The organism is Methanosarcina baikalica, assembly GCF_031461075.1.
In the GTDB taxonomy this organism is placed as follows: domain Archaea; phylum Halobacteriota; class Methanosarcinia; order Methanosarcinales; family Methanosarcinaceae; genus Methanosarcina; species Methanosarcina baikalica.
Map to the genome: position 1 here is coordinate 1 of NZ_JAVKPK010000013.1, position 22,996 is coordinate 22,996.

Annotated in this window: 18 protein-coding genes; 8 read left to right on the top strand and 10 right to left on the bottom strand. The window is 37.8% G+C overall.

The window, feature by feature from the left end; translation table 11 throughout:
* Positions 1-451: 451 nt before the first annotated feature.
* The 5 genes from RG963_RS04510 to RG963_RS04530 all read left to right on the top strand — a co-directional run bounded on the left by RG963_RS04510 (position 452) and on the right by RG963_RS04530 (position 6,338).
* Complete coding sequence (locus tag RG963_RS04510) at positions 452-2,974, top strand: oligosaccharyl transferase, archaeosortase A system-associated (RefSeq protein WP_310575091.1); 2,523 nt, start codon at positions 452-454, stop codon at positions 2,972-2,974.
* Positions 2,975-3,165: 191 nt separating this feature from the next.
* Positions 3,166-3,663 (top strand): homoaconitase small subunit, encoded by a 498-nt coding sequence (gene hacB, locus RG963_RS04515; RefSeq protein WP_310575092.1) that lies wholly within the window; start codon positions 3,166-3,168, stop codon positions 3,661-3,663.
* A gap of 63 nt (positions 3,664-3,726) precedes the next feature.
* Positions 3,727-4,605: a DUF7714 family protein gene (locus tag RG963_RS04520; RefSeq protein WP_310575093.1), complete on the top strand. Its 879-nt coding sequence runs from the start codon at positions 3,727-3,729 to the stop codon at positions 4,603-4,605.
* A 112-nt stretch (positions 4,606-4,717) separates the two neighbouring features.
* Entirely contained in the window at positions 4,718-5,278 is a 561-nt protein-coding gene (locus RG963_RS04525; RefSeq protein WP_310575094.1) for a manganese efflux pump MntP, read from the top strand.
* Between the two features lie 67 nt (positions 5,279-5,345).
* Complete coding sequence (locus tag RG963_RS04530) at positions 5,346-6,338, top strand: isocitrate/isopropylmalate dehydrogenase family protein (RefSeq protein ID WP_310575095.1); 993 nt, start codon at positions 5,346-5,348, stop codon at positions 6,336-6,338.
* 733 nt (positions 6,339-7,071) lie between these two features.
* Here the strand turns inward: RG963_RS04530 and RG963_RS04535 are convergent.
* The 5 genes from RG963_RS04535 to RG963_RS04555 form a co-directional block, all read right to left on the bottom strand.
* Positions 7,072-7,218, bottom strand: a complete 147-nt coding sequence (locus RG963_RS04535; RefSeq protein WP_310575096.1) for a hypothetical protein — start codon at positions 7,216-7,218, stop codon at positions 7,072-7,074.
* 242 nt (positions 7,219-7,460) lie between these two features.
* The gene (locus RG963_RS04540) at positions 7,461-8,669 is read right to left on the bottom strand and encodes an FprA family A-type flavoprotein (protein ID WP_310575097.1); all 1,209 of its coding nucleotides are present in this window, start codon (positions 8,667-8,669) and stop codon (positions 7,461-7,463) included.
* A gap of 22 nt (positions 8,670-8,691) precedes the next feature.
* Entirely contained in the window at positions 8,692-9,198 is a 507-nt protein-coding gene (locus RG963_RS04545; protein ID WP_310575098.1) for a ferritin-like domain-containing protein, read from the bottom strand.
* A gap of 91 nt (positions 9,199-9,289) precedes the next feature.
* The gene (gene afpA / locus RG963_RS04550) at positions 9,290-9,925 is read right to left on the bottom strand and encodes an archaeoflavoprotein AfpA (protein ID WP_310575099.1); all 636 of its coding nucleotides are present in this window, start codon (positions 9,923-9,925) and stop codon (positions 9,290-9,292) included.
* Between the two features lie 138 nt (positions 9,926-10,063).
* Complete coding sequence (locus RG963_RS04555) at positions 10,064-10,747, bottom strand: flavodoxin family protein (RefSeq protein ID WP_310575100.1); 684 nt, start codon at positions 10,745-10,747, stop codon at positions 10,064-10,066.
* A gap of 637 nt (positions 10,748-11,384) precedes the next feature.
* Between RG963_RS04555 and RG963_RS04560 the strand changes: the two genes are divergently transcribed.
* From RG963_RS04560 to RG963_RS04570, 3 genes are all read left to right on the top strand, one after another.
* On the top strand, positions 11,385-11,582 hold the full coding sequence (locus tag RG963_RS04560) for a hypothetical protein (protein ID WP_310575101.1): 198 nt from the start codon (positions 11,385-11,387) through the stop codon (positions 11,580-11,582).
* 1,484 nt (positions 11,583-13,066) lie between these two features.
* A complete protein-coding gene (locus RG963_RS04565) occupies positions 13,067-14,647 on the top strand; it encodes a lipopolysaccharide biosynthesis protein (RefSeq protein WP_310575102.1) in 1,581 nt (526 codons plus the stop codon).
* A 216-nt stretch (positions 14,648-14,863) separates the two neighbouring features.
* A complete protein-coding gene (locus RG963_RS04570) occupies positions 14,864-16,192 on the top strand; it encodes a Coenzyme F420 hydrogenase/dehydrogenase, beta subunit C-terminal domain (RefSeq protein WP_310575103.1) in 1,329 nt (442 codons plus the stop codon).
* Here the strand turns inward: RG963_RS04570 and RG963_RS04575 are convergent.
* From RG963_RS04575 to RG963_RS04595, 5 genes are all read right to left on the bottom strand, one after another.
* Positions 16,187-17,407, bottom strand: coding sequence for a polysaccharide pyruvyl transferase family protein (locus tag RG963_RS04575; RefSeq protein WP_310575104.1), 1,221 nt, complete (start codon positions 17,405-17,407; stop codon positions 16,187-16,189). The two genes, RG963_RS04570 and RG963_RS04575, sit on opposite strands and share 6 nt — an antisense overlap.
* 289 nt (positions 17,408-17,696) lie before the next feature.
* Positions 17,697-19,583 carry a hypothetical protein gene (locus RG963_RS04580; protein WP_310575105.1) on the bottom strand — a complete coding sequence of 629 codons (1,887 nt, stop codon included), beginning with the start codon at positions 19,581-19,583 and terminating at the stop codon, positions 17,697-17,699.
* Positions 19,584-19,626: 43 nt separating this feature from the next.
* Positions 19,627-20,832, bottom strand: a complete 1,206-nt coding sequence (locus RG963_RS04585) for a glycosyltransferase family 4 protein (RefSeq protein ID WP_310575106.1) — start codon at positions 20,830-20,832, stop codon at positions 19,627-19,629.
* Positions 20,829-21,896, bottom strand: coding sequence for a non-hydrolyzing UDP-N-acetylglucosamine 2-epimerase (gene wecB / locus RG963_RS04590; protein WP_310575107.1), 1,068 nt, complete (start codon positions 21,894-21,896; stop codon positions 20,829-20,831). Before wecB ends, RG963_RS04585 begins: the two co-directional genes overlap by 4 nt.
* Entirely contained in the window at positions 21,893-22,993 is a 1,101-nt protein-coding gene (locus tag RG963_RS04595) for a DUF354 domain-containing protein (protein WP_310575108.1), read from the bottom strand. The genes wecB and RG963_RS04595 overlap by 4 nt, the downstream gene beginning before the upstream one ends.
* Between the last annotated feature and the right edge of the window lie 3 nt (positions 22,994-22,996).

The following is a 22,996-nucleotide window of genomic DNA, read 5'->3' on the forward strand; positions in this document are numbered from 1 at the left end:
CTACTTTTTGTGCAGCTTATTTTGAGGCCTTTATAGGGGCCTGTGACCTTTGCAGCACATTTACTTATTTTTTTACGCATTCGCTACTTACATATACTATTATATACTATTAAAAAAATTATTTCATACGTCTTAGGCTTTCTCAGAACGGAATTGAAATATTGACACGCCTTTTAGAAAACCTGTTATCGTTTCCGGGGTATGCGGCTTGAAAGAGCCTGTGGCCAGGTATGAGGAACTTTTTTCCTCCAGGAGAATCGAGTCCGCCCGGAAAACTGTCCTGACCGGCTCAGGATAAATGGAAAAGATGTGAAGCTCCTGACCAGGGGTGGGATAGGGTTATAAATCATTATACTGAATTGCTACTTCAAACTAATATTATCTATTTGATTTTATCGTTCCACAAATCATATATTTCATTGCAAAAATTTACCTCTTAAAGGGGATTATTATGAGTTCTCAGGATCGTCCTGTATCATCATTCAAAGATAAAATGAAATCCAGCTTGCCTTATACTCTGGCAGTTGCGATAATCGGTTTTGTATCTCTATGGGTCAGAACACTTCCCTCGGACACTGTATTCTTATCCAATGGGTTTGTAAAATTTACGAGCAATGACGCCTGGTACCATATACGTACTTTAAACGTCCTTCTTGAAAATTACCCCCACAGGATGTTTTTCAATCCAATGACTAACTATCCTTACGGGAGTTACATCCATTTTGGTCCATTATTCGATCAGATGATGGCTATCAGTTCCCTTGTTCTCGGCCTGGGCAATCCCAGTGCTGCACTGGTTAACACTGTAGGAGCTTATTTCCCGGCAGTGCTTGGAGCTCTTACTGTTATTCCTGTTTATTATATAGGAAAATACCTCGGAGGCCATAAAGCCGGGATCCTGGCTGCGATTTTAATCGCGTTTGCTCCGGGACAGTTTTTGGCTCGTTCGATCATCGGCTTCACAGACCATCATGTTGCAGAGTCTCTATTCAGTACTTTCTTCATTATGTTTTTCATGCTGGCCTTGATTTCCGCAAAGAAAAAAGGTCTGCGTTTTGAAGACGTATTTAATAAAAGATTTAATGTTGTAAAAGAGCCCTTACTTTATTCCATTATGGCCGGTGTCATGTATTCCGCCTACCAGCTTTCCTGGCCAGGAGCTTCTCTTTTCGAGTTAATTGTCCTTGCTTACGCCATATTACAGTATATCCTTGACAATTTCCGTAACGAATCAAGTGATTACCTCGGGTTCACAGGTATAATCACATTTTTAGTAAGTACAATACTTATACTTCCTTTTGTCCATCCTGATATGGGTTTTTCACTTTATTACTACTCATGGTTCCATGTCGTTACCGCTCTTGGTGCAATGGCAGGTTTTGCGGCTTTGAGTTTCATTGAAAGGGAGTTCAAAAGGAAGCAGATAAAGGCTTATTATTATCCTCTGGTGATATTCGGAATTTGCGTTCTTGGACTGCTCGCAGCAAAAGTTGTATCTCCGTCCCTTTATACGCTGATCATAAATACTCCTAACACAGTATTTGGAATTCAAACAGGAGGGCCTTCTACAATTGGTGAAGTTGCTTCCATGTTTTACAGTGGAAACACCTTTACCCTGTCGAAAGCCTTTAGTAATTTTACTGCTACAGGATTCTTTGCTTCTTTGTTTGGAATGTTTATTCTGGCTGCAAACATGTTCAGAAAACCGAGACCTCAGGAAGTACTGGTTCTCGTCTGGAGTGTTTTTATTTTCCTGGCTATTTACGGGCAGAACCGTTTTGCATATTACTATTCCATAAATGTCTCAGTCCTGAGTGCCTATGTGGGAAGCCTGTTGCTTGACAAAGTAAAATGGAACGAACTGGACGAAAAGTTTAAAAGTACTGTAAAGTCGCCTGCAGATATTCCATCTCTCTTTAAGTCCGTCAAAGTAGAGCAGGTCATTGCAGTTCTAGCTATAGTAATATTCCTGATTTATCCGGTATACGGATATGCAATGCAGCAAGCAGTCGGTTCAAACGATCCCAATGGGCCGTGGTTAGAAGCCAGTATGTGGCTGCGCTCAAATACCCCTGACCCGGGAATGGACTACAACGCTGTTTATGAAGCTCCCAAGAACGGAGAACTTTTCAAGTATCCTGATGCTGCGTATGGTGTTATGTCCTGGTGGGATTACGGACACTGGATCGAGGTAATTGGGCACAGGATGCCCAATGCTAATCCCTTCCAGGCCGGGATAGGAGGGCGCAGAGGAAGTATTAACGAAGAGAACCAGCCAGGGGCTGCAACCTTCTTTACGGCCCAATCCGAAGCCGAAGCAAGTTCGGTGCTAGAGGCTATAGACCCTGCTCCTGATAAAGCCGGGTCACGTTACATCATGTCTGATGCGAGAATGGCTACAGAAATTTTCGGGGCAATGCCGGCGTGGACCCTTGATACCGAAGGGTACACTCAACCTTACTGGACAGGAAGCGGGTATCAGAACCTGCCTTCTACAAGATACTATAATTCCATGGAGTCAAGGCTGCATATTCTTGACGGAAACGGCCTGAAACAGTATCGTATGGTCTATGAGACAGAGGCCTATCAAACCCAGGAAGTCGGGTATAAACAGGTCTATAATTTCATTTTTAATGGTAATCTCCCTGAGGTGGATACAGGTTATATTAAGATCTTCGAATATGTAAAAGGTGCAAAAATAACCGGAACCGCCTCCTCTAATGAGACCGTTAAAATAAGCGCTACAATCCTTACAGGCCAGGGAAGGACCTTTAACTATTCGCAGTCAACAACTTCGGACTCTGAAGGCAGGTACCAATTTACAGTGCCCTATTCAACAGACGGTCCGATTGCAGGCCAGACCCAGTTCGATACTGCACCTTCGGGCCCTTATGTATTGAGTTACGGAAGCACGACAAAAGAAGTGAGAATAAGTGAAGAAGCAGTGTTAAAAGGAGAGGAAATAAAAGTCTAAGACAACCGGAGCGTGCTATTTTTCCACTCTCCTTAATGTTTCACTCTCCTTGTTGTTTATTTCTTCCTTATTTTCTTATTTTTTGGTTCAGTCTTTCCGAGCCTTTTGTTTGAGACGGGATTTGCAGAATATTTGCTTTTTCCGCTATTTAGATATACTATTAAAAAAACCTATTTCGCAGGTGAAGTAAGATGGAATACCCTATCATAGGCCGAGTCTGGAAATTCGGAGACGATATCGATACAGACGTGATTATTCCCGGAAAACACTTGCGGACGAAGGATATGCAGGTCTTTGCAGCTCATGCAATGGAAGGCATTGATCCTGAATTTGCAAAAAAGGTGAAACCGGGAGATATCATTGTAGCAGGCACCAATTTTGGCTGCGGCTCTTCAAGGGAACAGGCCCCACTCGCTTTAAAATATGCAGGTGTAGCCTGTGTTGTCGCAAAGTCCTTTGCAAGGATCTTTTTCAGAAACGCAATTAATGTCGGCCTGCCTCTTATGGAATCTGATGTCGAGTGCCAGGAAGGAGATGAGGTTGAAGTCGATCTGCTCAAAGGCGAGGTTAGAGTTTCCGGAAAAGGCACGTTCAGGGGAAACAAACTGCCGGATTTCCTGCTCGAGATGCTTACTGATGGCGGGCTTGTAGCGCACAGGAAGAAAATTCAGAGTGAGCAGAAAAAATAACATGATCCTGTAGATACGATAGATTACTCAAAATCCAATAACCATTCAAAGCAATCGATACCTATGATTTTTCCTGATGAATATAAGCATGTGGGCGTGACAAAGTCCCTCTGTCCGGGCGCTGAAGAGCCGATCTATTTCTTGACTGAATACCTGATTGCCGAAAGGGAAAATCCTCAGACCGGCAGCTCAGAGTATGCTGTTTATTACGTGAGAAAAGGTGGAGAAGGGCTGCTTAGAAGGGTTGAAGCCCTCGAACTTATCGCCGCAGGAGAAGAGGTGGTCAAATATGACAGAGAACTGAACATAAAAGACCGTACACTCCTTATCGAAACCGCAGCAAAACTCTGTATCGGTAGAGTAAATACTGTAATTTTTACAGGTGCAGACAGGCACGTTACACTTGTTCATGACCCTGATCCTTCAAGCATTCTTGAAATAGAGATACTTGACGTTGCTCCCCCTGATCCTTCCTGGCTTTCCCTGGTTGTGAGAAGGCTTGAAGCCAGCGGAATTTTCGGCGATCTGCAGGTCAGATTTACTGAAAAGGTGATCGATCTCAGGCGTTTCGAAGGGAAAAATACCGTTTTTCCATGCAGTGCATCGGGGCTTGAGGGAAAATGCCTGGATTCGGACGTGCTTACAGAAAATGGACATTTGCTTGTAGGGTGCGAAATTTCGAAAACTCTTTTTGAAATGCGTTTTCCTGAACTTGAGTACTCCTTCGTAAACATCTGTCCTTTCCACTCCGAAATAGTTGTGCCCTCAAAACCCTTCATTACTCGCTGCTGCAGGTCTGAAAACTCAGGGCTTGTAAATATCTCGGGTTTTGAAGGAGCTGTTGTTCACTGGGGAGCATCGGAATACCAGGTTGTTCAAGCTGTCAGAAGCCTTGTAAACAGGCATATGAGGCTTTCTGAAGGTCTCAGCCAATCTGACTGAAAGGCGGCTTCTTAATTGCAAAATTTTTAAGCTCATTTAAGGAACCTTTATTTGCTAATACCTTATTATCCCACAAATCTCATCTATAAAACGAAACTGGAGTAATCACTTAATGTCTTTTCTAACTGATTTTCTTTTAGCGCTCGGGCTTTCAATGGATGCATTTGCAGTTTCCATGTCCAGTGGAACCACAATACGGCCTTTCCGGCTGAATGATGCCCTGAAGCTGGCTTTCTTTTTCGGAGGGTTTCAGGCTTTTATGCCTGTTTTGGGCTGGCTTGGAGGAAGCGCAGTAAGCGAATTCGTCTCGGACTATGCTCCCTGGATTGCCTTTTTGCTTCTGGGCTTTATCGGAGGCAAAATGATTTATGAGGCTCTTTACGGAAGCCCGGAAGGAAAGGTAAGTTCCCTTAGTTATTCGGTGCTTTTCGTACTTGCAATTGCAACAAGTATAGACGCCCTTGCAGTGGGAATGAGCTTTGCATTTCTCAGTACGCCTATTCTTGAGCCTGTAATAATTATAGGCTGTGTGACCTTTTTTATGTCTTTCTGTGGAGCTATCCTGGGATATAGAATGGGGCACTTCTTCGAGCACGAAGTCGAAATTCTGGGAGGCCTGATTCTTATCGGGCTTGGCTGTAAGATCCTTGCCGAACACCTGCTCTGGATCTGAATAATCGCCTCAGAGCCTGAAAAAGTTACGCCAGATTCATATACCTCAAACTATAGATGCAGTTAGCATGAAACTGGCTGTAATCGAAGGTGATGGGATCGGTAGGGAAGTAATTCCTGCGGCTGTCAAAGTCCTTGATGCTTTCGGGCTTGATTTTGAGAAAGTGCCCCTGGAACTTGGCTATACCAGATGGGAGAGAACAGGAACTGCAATTTCCAATAGCGATATTGAGACCATAAAAGGGTGCGATGCGATCCTTTTCGGAGCAGTCACCACTGTACAGGACCCGAATTACAAAAGTGTGCTCCTCACCATCCGGAAGGAACTGGACCTGTATGCCAATATAAGGCCTGTAAAACCTCTTCCAGGCATAATCGGGGTTACCGGAAGAAGCGATTTCGATTTTATTCTTGTCAGGGAAAACACTGAAGGGTTGTACTCGGGGATTGAGGAAATAGGGCCTGACCTTTGCTGGACAAAAAGAGTCGTTACCCGGAAAGGTTCTGAGCGGATTGCAGAATACGCCTGCAAACTTGCAAAAAAAAGAAGGAATAAACTGACAATTGTCCATAAGTCCAATGTCCTGAAATCCGACAAGTTTTTCCTTAATATCTGCAGGCAGACTGCCACCGCTAACGGCGTGGAATATGAGGATATGCTGGTTGATTCAATGGCTTACAGTCTTATGATGCACCCTGAAAAGTATGACGTTGTGGTTACAACTAACCTTTTCGGAGACATTTTGAGCGACATGTGTGCAGCCCTTGTCGGAAGCCTTGGTCTTGTCCCGAGCGCCAATATCGGGGAGAAGTATGCTTTTTTCGAGCCAGTGCACGGAAGCGCACCCGACATTGCAGGAAAGGGCATTGCAAATCCACTTGCTGCGATTCTCTGTGTAAAGATGCTGCTGGAATGGATGGGTGAACAGCGATATCCTGTTATCGATGAAGCAATAGCCCATGTGCTTCTAAAAAAGATAATTACTCCTGACCTGGGGGGTAAGGCCAGCACACTAGAAGTCGGAAATGCGGTTGCGGAATTTGTTGCGAGGCATCTGTAAAAAAGTGCAACTGCACAGAATGGACCCTGTTACTGCCCGGGGAGATGATTTTAATATTTTAATCCCATTTTGATAATAAGGCGCAGTTACACTTTTACAAATAAATAACCGCACTAAACTTTTTAATGCATTGCTAACGAATGAACTGGGACTTCATTCTGTCTCAGTTTTTCGATGTCTTGCTGCCTATTAAGGAAGAAATGGTTATATATCCTGGAAACCCGAGGCCTTCATCCGAAAGTAAACCTCTGTTCCGAAGGATAAGGTAAACGAGTCTATCCTGACTCTGGGAAGTCACACAGGTACTCACGTAGATTCCGGATTACATCTCCGGGAAGGAAAAGAAGGAGTTTGAGTCCCTGCCACTTGAAAGTTTTTGCGGGAAATGCAGGGTTTTCGATCTGACCAATCTGAAAAAAGAAATCCACAGTGGGGCTTGAAGAGTTTAAAATAAGCCCTGGGGAGATAGTGTTTTTAGAACAGAAACTCAACCCTTGAATGTCTAAAATTCCTTGAATATTTACCGTGTAGAATCGGGATAGGATTTACAGGCTGAAATGGAACCGGTTGAAAAGTGAGTTTTTCTTCCGCCTTTATTTTTTCTTACTTCCAATCTATCTTGAAACTTACTTCTCAACGTTCCGCTTTTTCAGAGATTTTGCAGCTTTTTAGTTTGCAGCTTTTAATTGTCTTGTTTCACTTCTTTTTCAGGCTGGCAGTTAAAAATCCAGCCTCAGGTACTCATTGTTGAAGCTTTCATCTTGAGTGTCGGCATATCCCCAAAACGTCCGGAAAGGTTCATGTTTCTGAAACTCTCAAACTGTTCATAGTACCGGGCACGTTCAACCAATCCTCTGAAGATCTCTTCCATTGTATTCACCTCTATTCCCAAAAACTACTTCAGTGCTTATTAATCTCAGCCTAGCGGGGTGAAAGTATTTTTTGAAGAGTTTCAGTTACAGGTTTCGGATGTCCAAGGCTATCGAGGCTGAAAATTTTTCCTGAAACATTTTAAGAAATAAAGTCTATTGAATGCAAAAAAATGTTAAAAGGAAAAGAACGTTAGAAGGAAAAGAACGTTAGGAGGAGAACTGTGTTAAAGGAAAAAAAATAATATTAATTTTACTTCTTTTTTGCAACGGCTGCAAGCTGTTCTCCAAGTTTTCTGCACATCTCCAGTTCTTTTTCATATGGTCTGTACCTTACTTGCAGGCCGGGTTCAATCACTTCAATTCCTGAGCTTTTCAGTTCCTGTTCTACGATTTTTACCGCTCCTCCTCCCCAGCCGTAGGACCCGAATGCTACAGCTGTCTTTTTCTGGGGGCGCAGGCCTTTGAGGTATACTAGGAAGTCCCCAACTGTTGGAAAGATCCCGTTGTTAAGAGTCGGGGAGCCCACTGCAAAGGCGGCTGCATCGAGCATCTCTTTCATGATGTGACTTCTGGTGTTTTTCCGGAGATGAAGCAGTTTTACCTCCACACCGGCAGCCCGGACAGCTTCAACAATTTCGTTTGCCATTGCTTCTGTGCTGCCCCACATTGTGTCATATATCACAAGCACTTTTTCTCTTACTTCGCCGTTGGCCCATGATCCGTATGCCTTAAGGATCTTCTGCAGGTCCCTTTTCCATATAATCCCATGAGAAGGAGCTATCTGCACGGGCTCTATTCCCAGTTCGTTCAGTACTCCCAGATAGCGGAGAAGCGGCATATGAAAAGGCATGAGTATATTTGCGTAATATTCGGCTGCGTCCGGAAGAACATCCCCGACTTCAAAATCATACCTCTTTGAGGTTGCTATATGCTGACCGAAACCATCGTTTGAAAAGAGTATTCTGTCTTCTTTCAGGAAAGTCTCCATACTGTCAGGCCAGTGCAGCATTGTAGCTTCCAGGAACATGAGGGTCTTTTTCCCGAGATCCAGCTGGTCGCCTGTCTTCACTACCTCCAGGTCCCAGTTCTCACTGCCCGAATCCCTGAAGTAGCCATTAAGGATATCGACGCCCCTTTTTGTGATTAGTATTTTAGCATCGGTTTGTTTTTTAAGCTCTGCCAGGGAACCGGAGTGGTCAAGTTCCATATGGTTTACTACAATGTAGTCGAGTTTTGAAGGGTCTATAATCTGACTGATGCGCCTGAGCATCTCTCCTGCAAAGGGTGACTTTACAGTATCTATAAGTGCAGTCTTTTCCCCAACTATCAGGTATGAGTTATAGGTTGTCCCTCCAGGCGTAGTAAACCCGTGAAAATCCCTTCCGTTCCAATCAATTGCTCCTACCCAGTATACTCCGCTGGAAAGTTCGATGGCTCCATCCGTTTCTTCTGTGCTCATACCCTCACAATCCCTCAATTTTTCAGGTCTGCATTCGGAAGCTGGTGATATCTTCAAGGTAGCTGTCAATCATCTCATAATGGCCTCTTTCGTATCTTGCCAGCATTTCGAAGAATTTTTTCTGGGTTTCGTCTTCGGCTCTTTTTGCCATTTCCAAATAGAAATCTTCGCTTTTTCTCTCGTGCCTGAGGGCTGCAACAAGGATGCCTGCATCTCCAAGAGTGATCTCCCCTCCTTTTGTCCGAGCTATGTCGAACTCAGGAGTGAAAGACTGACCGCTAGGAATTTCCGTACTGATTACGGGCAGCTCTTTCTGATCACGGTATCTTTCAAGATAGCCGAGATGTTCGACTTCTTCATGTGCCAGATGCTCATAGAGTTCCTTTAATTTCGGGTTATCCATTAAAGTTGATTTATTCAGGTAGAAGTCCCTTGCTTCTTTCTCTCTCTCGATTGCCAGAGCTACGGCTTCTTCGACGCCTTTAAGATTTTTAACTTCCTCTACTACATCCTTATATGCGCTTTTCATACCTTTTATCCCCCTTTGACATCTTGTCTTATCTTTTCTTGTTTTATCTTGTCTTATCTTACCTTATCTCTTCAGATTTCCGGTTTTTATTTTAGTTTCCGGTTTTTTTCTTAGTTTTGGGCTTCTTTTGTTCTTTCACTTTCAAGGTTATATCTTCAGCAGGCCGCTCAAGTCCAAATATATCATAGATATCATAGGGACTGGCAAGCACTGTGATATTTTCCATCTGCGCAAGTTTTTCCGAGTTTGTGACATCTATTTCACGCATAGTGAGCTCAAAGGCTCTTCCGCTGGGTGCAGCAGTTTTTACAGATCCCCTTTTCTGGTCTACAGGCAGAATGAAAATTGGTGTTTTTCCTTTTGCAGTCTGAGAAACCGTATTCGTAACCAGGGTATCTGCAATCCCGTTTACGATCTTTGCCACGGTATTGGCAGTTGTCGGGGCTATTAACAGGAAATCATAGTATCCCATCTGCAGTGGGCCTGCAATGAAGGGGGAGTTGGGGCCTGCGTCTACCTTGAAGTTAGGAAAATCGTTCTGGATTTTGTCCCACAGGTGATACCATTTCATTACGGTCTCGCCCTCTTTGGACAGGAAAACCATTGTGTCAACACCTGTTTGGTTCTTAATGTCCACCAGAATGCTGTAGGTCTCAATCATCTGGTCTCCAGAACCTGTAATTCCCCATGCTATGCGTTTAATTTTCTTGTTTAAGGCTTTTACCAAAACAATTCACTCCTTAATTTCAATCTAATCTGTGATACTTATTATCCTGATTATCTCTATCCTGATTATTTCTGGCTTTTAATCGGATTTCTGAACTTCTAATCTCTGTTTTCAACCTTTTCGATTTCGATTTATCGGTTATTTGTCTTCTTCTTTCGGGGTTCCGGGTGTAGGAGATTCAGGCTCCGTTTCGAATGAAGCTCTTTTTACAAGCTGAGTTGTTTGGATAAGCCTTTTCAGGGTTTTTCTGAGGCTTCTCATGCCTTCGGAGTCCTCGGATGCTCCTTCTGCTCCCTTATCCTTTGACCAGATTGTTCCTCCCAGATTTGCCCCGAAAGAGCCTCCTCCAACAGGGATCATTTCATTGATCACATAAAAGTTCAGAATAGTCTGGATTGCCGGTTCCTGCCCGCCTATCCGATCGCCTCCGTCTGCAATTCCCATCCCTACTTTATTCAAAAAAACCTTCGGGTCTCTGGCAACGACAGCTCTGCAGCGGTCCATGATCGTTTTTGTCTGAGCACTTAATGTTCCCTGATATACAGGAGTACCTATAATCCAGGCGTCTGCCCAGATCATTTTATCGTACAGTTCGGCCGCAATATCGTCTTTATGGACGCAGCCTTCCTTTTTTCTTATACAGAAGTCGCAGTGGATACAAAAGTTCAGTTTCTTTCCTCTGGCAGAAAAGTAGTCAGTTTCTGCGCCATATTTGTCTCTTGCAATTTTCAGCGCTTCCTGAACCAGAAAATCAGTCGCCATCTTCCTGGGACTTCCGGATATTCCAAGAATCTTTAGCGGTTTGGTTTCGGCTTCTTGCATGTCCCCTCCGAATTATCTGTAAAAAATTATGTATATACTCGAATATATCTGTATCCTGATGCCTTTCGGACACATACTTTTACGCCTTAATATTATTTCTACTCTCCAGTTTTTAATCTTGTCTTTTATTTCTTGTCTTTTACTTCTTAAGCTTGCTGTAAATGCTATCCACAGAGAACGATAAGAACTCATTCCCAAAGCCCGCAGTTAAGTTTCTTCTCTTCGGGGTACACTTGCCATATCAGTTACAGGCACTTTGTAGATTCCTTTCCTGTAAAACGACCTGATTTCAAAAAATGGCTCATGTAAAGTTCCCGAAATCCTGTAAATAAGGCTCAATCGCCTGAACAGCTCTTTTTTTGAAAACCCTATTTTTCTGAAGAGACTCTGAAAGTTGGCATGAATAAGTATAACTTGACGATATTTTGACTAAAGCGGAAAACATTTTATACTTTGTTGTCTTGTTGTACCAATGATATATAATTATTTCAATAGTATATCATTATTCGAATACCCCCAATATTTGTCTCTAGGTTATAGTTCAGAAGGTGTCCCTATGTTGCTAAGTAGTATCTCATCGAGTCTTATTTCGTCATCGAGTCTTATTTCGTCGAGCGCATCCTCGACTGCAGTTTCTATGATTACAACCCCCGGTCTTCCTCAGTATGGGGCTTTAATCGTTGCCGGACTCATAACCCTTCTTTCTTTAAAGGAAATTATCTCAGGCTCCGAACGATGGACTAAAGCTCTTAACAATGCTTTTAATCAGGCAATTTTACCTTTGCTTTGCTGTTTTGCGGGAATTGTTGTCTTCAAGGTTGCAACTATTATCTAACTCTTAATTTTTTTGAAAACCCTTGTTCCATTTCGGGATCACAGGAAATCTGAGATTTTCTCTAAGATGCGTTTTCCCGGCTGTAAGTGATTTACTTTTTCGGTTGATACTAATTAATTTCCTTGAGAATATGATTGAAGTGTCGTTAATCTAATTTATGTATTGACTGATTCTTTCTCTTAATTCGTTTTTTGATTTTACTTTTTACTCTATCCTTTTCAACACGTCTCTAACCATTTTTTTACTGAAAAACCTTCCAATAATATTTAAGACCCACTAACAAGGATTGAAACTAAATCGACATATATATAAGGTTAAAACTTATTTAAATTCACTGCCAAGATCTACTAACAAATTATATGAAATGTTCAACTGTGAAAAAGCTAATAAACTGTTAAGAGAACCTTAATAAAATGGTTAGAGTTGTTACCACTGGCATAGTAAAAATAACGAGATAATAGAGAGAAATTGATTAGTGGTTTTTGTAAGGAAGATAGGTAAAAATGAATCTGAGTGACATTTACTATTATTTTGTTGCACTTGCTATGATGGCTGGTGTACGGATCGATGATCTGCTTAATCTGAACATAGACCAAAAGCCAAATGGGGGCATTTCTATCAGTTTCGGGTCTTCAGATTTTACCTTTCACTCACAAAAAAAATAATATTTTAGTTATTTTGGCTGGAAATCGATACTACTCTATATTCCCCTTATTGTCTCTCACTCATTATCGGCAACTTCTGCTGCTGCAAAGCTCATTTTGAGGGCTCCACTCTTCACAAATTCTCATTTGATTGATTTTGCTCCTCAAGTACATGAATCCTGAAGATTAAAAAGATCACCTGAAAAAAAGAAGTTCAATCTGTTTGCTTGCGCGGGAGATCAGAAAAAACAGAAGTTCTGACTGATAGATATAAACCACCTAACTTAAATATTACAAAGTATATTTCATTAAAAATTCATGTAGTTTTATAAATCTTCCATCTAGGATGTAGTAAAAAATAAAAGTTTAATTTATTCTACACCTCACCTGAGATAATGAGAATGAGCCTACCGGAGATAGCTGATAGAAAGCTCAGTAGTTGAAAGAGATTACTGAGAAAAAGAAATCCGATTATTGAGGATAGAAAGAATGTAATTGAGCGAGAGATGTTAGTAAGGTTTGTGTATAGAATTGGAATTAAATAAAAACGCACGTAACTATTCAGCCTACACAAAATCAGTTGATTGATATTGATTTTGACATCACAGATAAGTGTGATTACTAACCACTGAAAATCTAAAAAACACAATCTATAGCCAACAATTAACGGAAACTAATTTATAAAAAATTGTCCATAAAATCTTATGAAAGATGGCTATAAGGTTTTATTTTCCAGGCTGAATAGTTACTTATTTTGTCGGATTAGATAAATGAATCCCCCACTACCAAAAGTAGATTAAAATAATACGGTAAATATAATATTTTTTAAGAGGAAAAACATTGTTTAATTTGACCGGAAAACAGGAAACTTTCAGCAAGCAGGTGCCTAAGAATTTACTAGCCAATATTTTGTATTTTATACTCAATGTGATAATTGGTTTGTTTCTGGTGCCATATTTTATTGATTCTCTTGGTGTGGCAAGTTATGCACTTATCCCTTTAGCTACTTCTCTGACAAGTTATGTAAATCTAGTTGTGCAATCGCTCAATACGTCCGTTTCGAGGTATTTAACTATAGATTTACAGAAAAATGAATTTAGAAAAGCCAATATAACATTTAATACTGCTCTTTTTGGAACGCTTGGAATTATATTACTAATGCTTCCTTTTGTGGTCTTAATTTCATATTATTCACCTTCATTCTTTGAAATTCCCACCAGCCAGGAAAATGCTGCAAGAATACTTTTTATTGGAGTGATAGGTTCATTCTTATTGCGGGCGTGGGGAAGTAATTTTGGAGTTTCCCTGTTTGCCTACAACAGACTTGATCTTCAGAACCTTGTGAATTCTGTAAATATTCTTGTTCAGGTAGGCTTGATAGTAATATTATTCAAGTTGTATTCTCCAAATCTGGTTTATATTGGATTGGCTTATCTAATAGGGGCCCTAGCTGCTCTTCTTTTAACTATATTTTTCTCACGCAGGATAAATCCCCATTTAAAAGTAAATATAAAGGACTTTAATAGATCGAAGGTCAATGAAATTACGGAAATGGGCGGTTGGGTCATAATTAACCAGATTGGCTCGTTATTATATCTTCAAATAGATTTAATAGTTGTGAACAAATTATTCGGCACTGTTGCAGGTGGAGAATATTCTGTCATATTGACATGGAGCATGATGCTGCGTACTATCACAGGAATGCTTGTAGGAGTCCTCACACCGGTGATATTAACATATTATGCAAAGGAAAGAATCGATGAATTGATATACATATCAAAAAATGCTGTAAAGTTTACAGGCCTTGCAATGGCGCTGCCAATTGGTTACATATGCGGATTTGCTCCTCAACTTCTTACACTATGGGTAGGCCCGGAGTTTGCAAAACTCTCATTATTGATGGTCTTAATGTTATTCCATCTTGTAATTAACTTGCCAGTGGCGCCTCTCTTTGCAATTAATGTAGCGTATAATAAAGTACGTATTCCGGGTATTGTCACGTTTTTTATGGGGATAGGAAATTTTTTGCTAGCAGTAATAATTCCTTATCTCACCGGCTGGAATTATTATGGAGTTGCACTCGCAGGAGCAATTATGCTGACACTTAAAAATGCATTTTTTACTCCATGGTATGCAACTAAGGTACTTGGAATCTCCAAAAATACATTTGTGAACTCTATGATTCCAGGGGTGTTTGCTATGATCTTAACTGGGGGAACATCCTACATGATGGCACATTATCTGAACATCTCAGGGCTTGTGTCTGTAGCAGCTTGTGGCCTGATCTTAACTACACTGTATGCGTATGTATTATGGGTATTTTGCCTCAAGCAGTCAGAAAGGGAAATAGCAGAGTCATTTATGCCATTAAAAATAAGGAACTTATTACATATGAAGCAAAACGTGATCAATGAATCGTAAAAATTGTTATTTCCTTCAAATTTGATGGGTTTTCAATAAAGGAAGAATATAATAGTTGCTCTTCACCTTAATCACACTTTGGAGAAAAATGGATTTTGAAGCATTTTAACAATTCCTGGGGTCATTCGTATCAAAAACCAACCAAACTGGGGAGAATAAAACTGCCCTTGACAACACCAAAAGAAATCAAAATGTTACAAAATCGTAATGTGAGGGATGATTGAATACGTGATAAATAATACAATTGAACTGGTTGTTAATAGAGAATTATGTACCGGGTGTGGAACGTGTAATGCATTATGTCCAAAAAATGCAATAAAAATTTCAATAGATGAAACAAAAGGCGTATACACTCCAAAAATAAACAAAGACGTTTGCAATAAGTGCGGAGTTTGTTATAATATTTGTCCCGGATATAAAGTTGATGATGAAAAATTAAATCCAGAAATATTTGGAAAAGAGCCGGAAAACATATTTATTGGAAATTATCAAAACTGTTACACAGCATACTCCAAGGATACTAAAATCCGGTATAATTCATCATCCGGGGGGCTTATCACTCAATTACTTATATCTGCATTAGAGAAAGGAATAATAAATGGAGCTCTGGTTACAAGAATGAGCAAAAGTAAACCGTTAGAACCAGAGCCATTTATTGCACGAACAAAAGAGGAAATTATTGAAGCTTCAAAATCAAAATATTGTCCAGTCCCTGTGAATATAGTATTAAAAGAAATATTGAACTCAGATACAAATGAGAAATTTGCGATAGTTGGATTGCCCTGTCACATAAGAGGCATTCGAAAAGCACAAAGGGTCAATGAAAAACTAAGAAAAAGTATCATTTTTTGTTTAGGCATCTTTTGTAACCACACTCCTCATTTCCTTGCAACTAATCTTTTTTTACAAAGATATAATATAAACAAAGAGGACATTGTAACCTTAAATTATCGAGGAGAAGGATGGCCAGGATTCATGACTGTAAATACAACAAAGTCAACCTTAAAAATACCACAAGGAAAAAGTTGGACCTTTATAGGTTCTTATTTTTTTTATCCAAAAAGTTGTTTAATCTGCAGTGATGGGCTCTGTGAATTATCTGATGCATCTTTTGGGGATGCGTGGCTTCCAGAATATTCAAGTGATATTAAAGGTACATCAATGATTATAATAAGGAATAAAAAAATACTATATATACTAGACACTATGAAAAATGAAATTGAAATAAAGAAAATAGATTCTGATAAAGTAGTTCAATCACAAGCCAGAATGCTTTGTTTTAAGAAGAAAAGTTTGAAATCTAGAAAAACGATCTTGGGGGATTCACCAATATTAAATAACACATTAAATCCTGATATAATAGATTATATTCTCTCAACATATGTCTGTTTCAATGTATTTTTATCATCCAGTAGAATAATCAGGAAAATTTTAACAAAGGTTCCATTAAAAATATTAAAAATATATAACATGCCATATAACATAATAAGTATAATAAATACAAATAAAATGTTAAAAAAATGGAAAAAAGAAGGGAAATTATAAAGAATCCAACAAATCTTTTACATATTTTCCATTGAGTGAAGATTTTTCTTTTATTTGTGGAATTATGTACTTTAAATCTTTTTGTATATTTTCACGGTTAGACCAACAGTTGTAAATTTTGCTTTTTAAGAGATCATAATTTAGGTCATTAACATCTATAATATAATTTTCTTGCTTTAACATTTGTCCAATAATTCCATACATTTTGTGGCTGTAAGCGATTCCAACTGTAGGTACATACATGGATGTTGATGCTATCGTTGCGTGCATTCTAGCACCTACAAATAGATCACACATTCCGATAATTCCCTTTAATTCTTTGGCATTATATTCATTCAGTATCACTTTTACATTAGATTTATTTTCAACAATATTATAAATATCTAATATGGATTTTTTGTCACTTACTTTTTCCGAATAAACATGTGGTATCATAATAATATTGGCGTCTAATTCCTCGGCTAGACTGTCAATTACTCTCGCAAATATACTTACAACTTCTTGAGAAGGATTTTCTGAATCTGATTCTCTATATAAACTTATTAATCCACTAGAATTAATTCCAATAATCGGTTTCTTGTTAACATCTATGCCTTCATTTAGTAAAATCTCAAGAACAGTTGATTGGGATACAGGTTCCAGGTTAAAAGCAGAATCAGCTGTCAAATATACCTTTGGTTTAGTGATTTTATTTTGCTCAAGATATTTTTTGGATAAATCTTCTCTGACGGTTATTAATGTAGTTCTATTTAATACCTGATTTGCGATGAAACCAAAAAAAGAATTTTTATAGTAACCTAAGCTCTCTGCATAAAGAACTACAGGTTTATCCAACAAAATGGCATATGATATATTTAGTAGACTAGTCAACCCAAATTTTTCTCCACTTAAATGATCCCCGCCGGTGTTTATGACGATATCTGAATCATAATAACAAAACAGATTTGACTTTTTAGAGATCGGAATAGAAATACCAATATTATTTAGCATTCTAAATATGCAGCACTCAAATAAATAAATCCAAGGACATATATTTTTTAACGGTTTTATAGCTAACTGCTTCTTAATAGGAATATTTTCTTGGCCAATTTCTGTTCCCATAAAAGTAAATTGAGAATCAGGGATATATTTTCTAAGAGTATCAATTAAAGAAAATACTAAAGCTTGACTTCCTTTATTTGAAACTCCTGCATGTAATACAAGTATTTTAGTCATACATTATCCTCACTTAAATTTTAAAAAATATATATAATAACTCTTCTATTTTGTTGTAAATTTCATTATATCACTTATATTTTCACAAACTATACAAAAAATACCATGTTAAATTGTTCCTTTTAAGAATTAGACTAAGTAACCTATGGTGATCGCCTATGACTATCTAGAAATTTTTTTATTGTTTCCATTGATGTACCTCAAGTGGTTACATTATATTCATCTCCACAAAATTAAGTAATTAATAATAAATATACGAATGTAATTCTATTGTAAGTAAGAATATGAATTATGGGATGTAATAAGCACTTATATCTTTATTATAATATATTTTATTATATTTAGTTAATTTAGAATGGAAATCTTTTCCAAGTACAATAGTAGAAACAATTGGCTTATAATATCCTTTTAAAAGCGTATAACGTCCTATAGGCCTTTGTTCCATATGAGATCTCCAAATGAAGATATTTCCATGACCTAAATTTTCATTTGAATCTAATATAATGCATTTTTTTTCAAAGTATAAAGAAATCACAGTTTCCCCAAAGCGATAATCAGAGAGGAAATTATTTCCAAATTTAGACAAGGTTTCCGCACCTCTTACTTCTCCTAAAGTATATGTTGTAGACACAGTTTCTGTTTTAAGCCATAGAGGGCTATCTAAATTAGAAATTGTAGAAGTGGACATGAAAAATGCAATGCTAATAAAAACTACCGCAACAAAAATAGGTCTAAGTTTTCTGCTTTTAAAGTAGGTAGACAGTTTAAGTATAGAAAAACTGGCCAGAGTACTTAAAAATAAATATTCAAAAGCAAACCATCTGGAAGGCATAATATTTCTAATTCCAAATAAAGGAAAAGAAAAATTTATACTAAAAAGAACTGTTAATACAAAAATGAATGAAAAAATATCACGACTTCTGTGTTTATCGGATAAACAGAAAAGAGATCCAATGATACCAAAAAACAAAAACAAAGAAAAACCACAGATATCAGCGAATCTTTCAAGAAATGGAGGCATTGTTGCAGAAAATGCTGAAATTGTTTCAGGTCTATTTAAAAATTCTGCATGTCCAGTGATATAAAAATAAAGTGTAGAAACTATTACATCAAAGAATGGTCTTCCATCCGTGGAATAAATAGCAATGAACCACTGCTGAAGTAACATTATTGCGGTGATAAGAGAAATGTTTTTTAATTTTGAAATTTTCCACTCCTTATACAAAAAATTATAAAAAATAGTTCCCAAAAAAAGACTCGCAGTTGTGATTAAAAATATAAAAGATGAAACTGCATGAGTAATTATCAGAATAAAACTCAAAAGTATCGATATTGCCACCCATTTATAATTACAATTCAGGAAATAAGATTTAACAAGAATATAAACAAGTAGATAATATAATATTAACCCATAAGAAGTTGTTTGAGGGGAAGAACCCCAATAGATATGATAATCGCTGATATTAACTAGCAACATAGCAAATAACCCAGCTCTATGTCCTAGAAGATCTTTTGACACCAAATAAACAAAGCTAGATGCAAAAACAAAGGGAATAATTATTGCAAAATTGCTGGCATCCCTTAATGAAGTATTAGTAAGAAGTTCCATAATCACTGTTTGGATATGCATTATAGGAAAATAAATTTCTTTATCATATAACACTCCAATATTTCCTGTTTGAGAAAGAAGGGAATTCATTTTAGCATGTGTCCATGGATCAACCCCTGGAATAAAGCCTGCCAAATTGAAAATTGAATATTTTATATTAAAAGAAAGTAAAATTATTTTTAGATACTGAATAAAGTAATCAATTTTAGTGTTACTAAAATATATGGATACTGCTATAGATCCAGCACAAAGGGAATATAGCAAGAAATAAACGAGCGGCCTATACTCTAAATTGTGTGTTATGATTAATGACAAGGAAAATAATAGCAAGAAAGTAATGTCCAAAAGTTTTTTCCCATTTTTAGTAATGTGTTGCAGAGAATATGCAGGAAATTGCGAATAGATAATAATAAGATACAAAGAACAACTTAGAGTGAGCGCCATACCTATCGAAAATAAATGGATTGTGGGTGATACTAAATATAGTAAAGCAATCAATACTCCTAGAATAACTCCAATTGCTGCCAATAAAGAATCCAGTTTTTTAAAATAGGTACTCAAAATCATGTTTTTCAACTCTTTTACAAACAAATAGTCTTTTCAATATCTGTTAATTGGAGAGCACTGAGTCATAAATATCCAATATACGGTTACAAATAACCGACAAAGAGAATTGAGATACATATGAATCAATTTTTTTGGAGTCCCAGCTTTTATCTAGCGACAATGAGATATTCTCAGCTAGTTCTTTCGGTCTTGCAGGATCGCATATTAAACCATAATCTTTAGAAACTATAATTTCTTCACTACCTCCATTGCGAGTAGCAACAACAGGTTTGCCGCATGCCATAGCTTCAACTTGAACTACCCCAAAACTTTCCTTTAGACTCGGTAACACAAAAACATCACAGGCATTCATCCATAAAGGAATCTCATTATGCGGTTTCCCACCAACAAGTTTTACGTTTTTCTCTAATCCGGCCAACTTTATCTGTTTATTCAGCCGACTCTCTAATTTTCCTTCGCCTATAATGAAGCAAATTGTATCTTTTCGTATTCTCAGAAGATAATCCATAGCCTCAATTAGATATTTATGCCCTTTGAGCTCTTCGAGATTACCTACTGAGAGGATTATTTTTTTGTCAATTGGCAGATCTAACGATTTTCGGCATTTAAATGTATCACTAGGATAAAAAAGGTCTTGTCTGTACCCATTTGGAATAACTGTTACCGGTGTTTTCACGTCAAGCTTTTTTATGCATTCACGATTACTGTTACTCACTGTTATAATGGCATCAGCAGAATTGAGGACATACTCAATTTTTGACCTCCATTCGTCATCTTTAAAAGGCAAATCATAAACATCATAGCCATGCGCGGTGACTATAAATGGTACATTATATTTCTCTTTTAGTTTTGCACCAACATATCCAGCTGACCAAATGAAATGCGAATGAATTAAATCAAAATTAAGATTATTTTCACCAATAATTTTTTCAACTACACTTAAATGCAACTTTCCTAATTTCTTATACTGAGAATCAAGAGGCAAGTTGAACATCGAAGTCTTATAAACTTCCAAATTTAAAGGCTTATTTGTATAGTCAATTTTAGAACTTGAAATAAACGGCTGTAAAGCCGGTATATGAACATACTTCGAAACATCTGCAAACTTGTTGAATCTGACCAGCACATAAACATTATCAAAATATGGGGATACTAAATCGATAGGATCTTTTTGGAAACTTCGATACCTGTGACTAACAACTAGTAAATTTTTTGGACTTATTGGCATATGTACACATTCCAGACTCATGAAAAATCATCTAAAACCGAAACTATTTTAGCGCCAGCACTACCATTTCCAAATCTATTACTGTGAGTATTCAAAGAAGGGTTGAAACGATAAATCATTTCAATAATTTTGTTTTTATCAGTTCCAACCAGTACATTCCATCCATCTTCAATAGTCTCAACCCATTCCGTATTCTCTCTCAATGTAATGCAGGGAACTTTAAGCACATAAGCTTCCTTTTGAATACCCCCGGAATCTGTGAGAATCATCCTTGCATGATCCATCAACTTTATGAACTCAAAAAAACCCATCGGTTTTGTTAAAATAACTGAAGACTTTAATTTATCGTAGAGCCCATATGTTTTCAATAATTTTTCAGTTCGTGGATGCAATGGAAATATAACAGTCTCATTTAACTCCGAGAAAGCATCTACAATATTCTTTAAATTTTCCTCATTATCTGTGTTGCTGGCCCTGTGAATTGTAGCCACAAGATACTCTTTACTCTTTAGGCCTAGATCATTTAGAATAGTAGATTTATTTTCTGCGATTTCCCTGTTACAGAACAGAGAATCAACCATCACATCGCCAGTTAAATAAGCATTTTCTGTTATGCCTTCGTTTTTCAAATTTTCAACAGCATTTTTGGTTGGGCAGAACAAGATATCAGAACAGTGATCTGTCAGGATTCTATTGATTTCTTCTGGCATCGACCTGTCGAAGCTTCGAAGGCCAGATTCTACATGCGCATTTTTAATATGTAGTTTTGATGCGGCAAGAGCGCCCGCAAGTGTTGAATTAGTATCGCCGTAAGTAAGGACGAGATCAGGCTTTTCTTTGATTAAAACTTCTTCGATTTTCTTTAGCATCTCACCTGTTTGAAATCCGTGAGATCCAGAGCCAATATCAAGATGGCATTCTGGCTCAGGAATATTTAATTGATCAAAGAATATCTTATTCATCTGATAATCATAATGTTGACCAGTGTGAATCAAAATCTCTTCATGTTTCTTTCTCAACTCTCTTGAAACTACGGAGGCTTTCACAAACTGGGGTCTAACACCTATAACACTTGCTATTTTCACTCAACCACCGACCTAAACTGATATTGGATAGTTGGATCCAGTTTCATATTATAGACTCTATCTACATAGTTTTCAACAAGCCAAATCATGAAAGCGGTTACATCAATCTTATCTTGCAACATTCTTTTTCTTTTTAGATTCCATTCGTCTTTGAGAGTTGGAACTCTTAAAAGCTCAAGTGCTTTGTTAATTGCTTTTTCAGGATCACTATAATTAAAAATTAAACCATATTTTTGCTCAAGTTCTTTAAAATTTTCCATATCATTAATACCTACAAAAGAGTTACACCTTATAGCAGGTGTTCCCAGAACAGCAGCTTCAGTTGCCATAGTTTGGGAATCACAAATTAACAACTTAGAATAATATATCAAATCATGAATTTTTTCAGGAGAGACAGGAAGTTTATATTTTTCTAATTGTGCAGGTAATTGTGATTCTGAAGAAATAAAGACAGGCAATTGCGCCTCAATTTCTTTAATAAGCTTCATTTTTGTATCAAAATTAAAACCTGAACCCGCAATATCATGATAAGCTCCAAGTCCTACAAACCTTACCAGAGCAAATTCGGTGTCTTTTGACAGACCAGCTTCTTTAATGACCATCGGGTCAGGTTTAAATGAATTTGGATGAAGATATGCGAGTTCTTTATATCCATCCATTTTGATTCCTTTTGATCCAAAATCGTATTCAACCGTGCTTAATGTTAGAACGGTGTCAACAAACGGAATAACCATAGGGCCAATGGGGGGAAACTTGGTAACATCTGGTCTATTATCGGCAAAAACGATTGTAGGTACGTGCAATATTCTTCCTACCTGAGCCACAGATGGATCAAAACCGGAAAATACTAAATTCGGATTGAAATCTCTCATTATTTTAAATAACTTTAAATGTCTCTTTATTAATTCAATGCCTAGATCTATGAGATTATTACCTTTAGAGCTTATAATTTCATAATCAAAGCCGTAACTATCCAAAAGTTTCAGAACAACGTCTTTATCTCTTGCAGCAATTTTAACAATATGTCCTTTCTTTTCGAGATTCCATATCAAATTTTTAAAGAAATGAACATGAGCGGGATGTCCGACACTAATCAATAA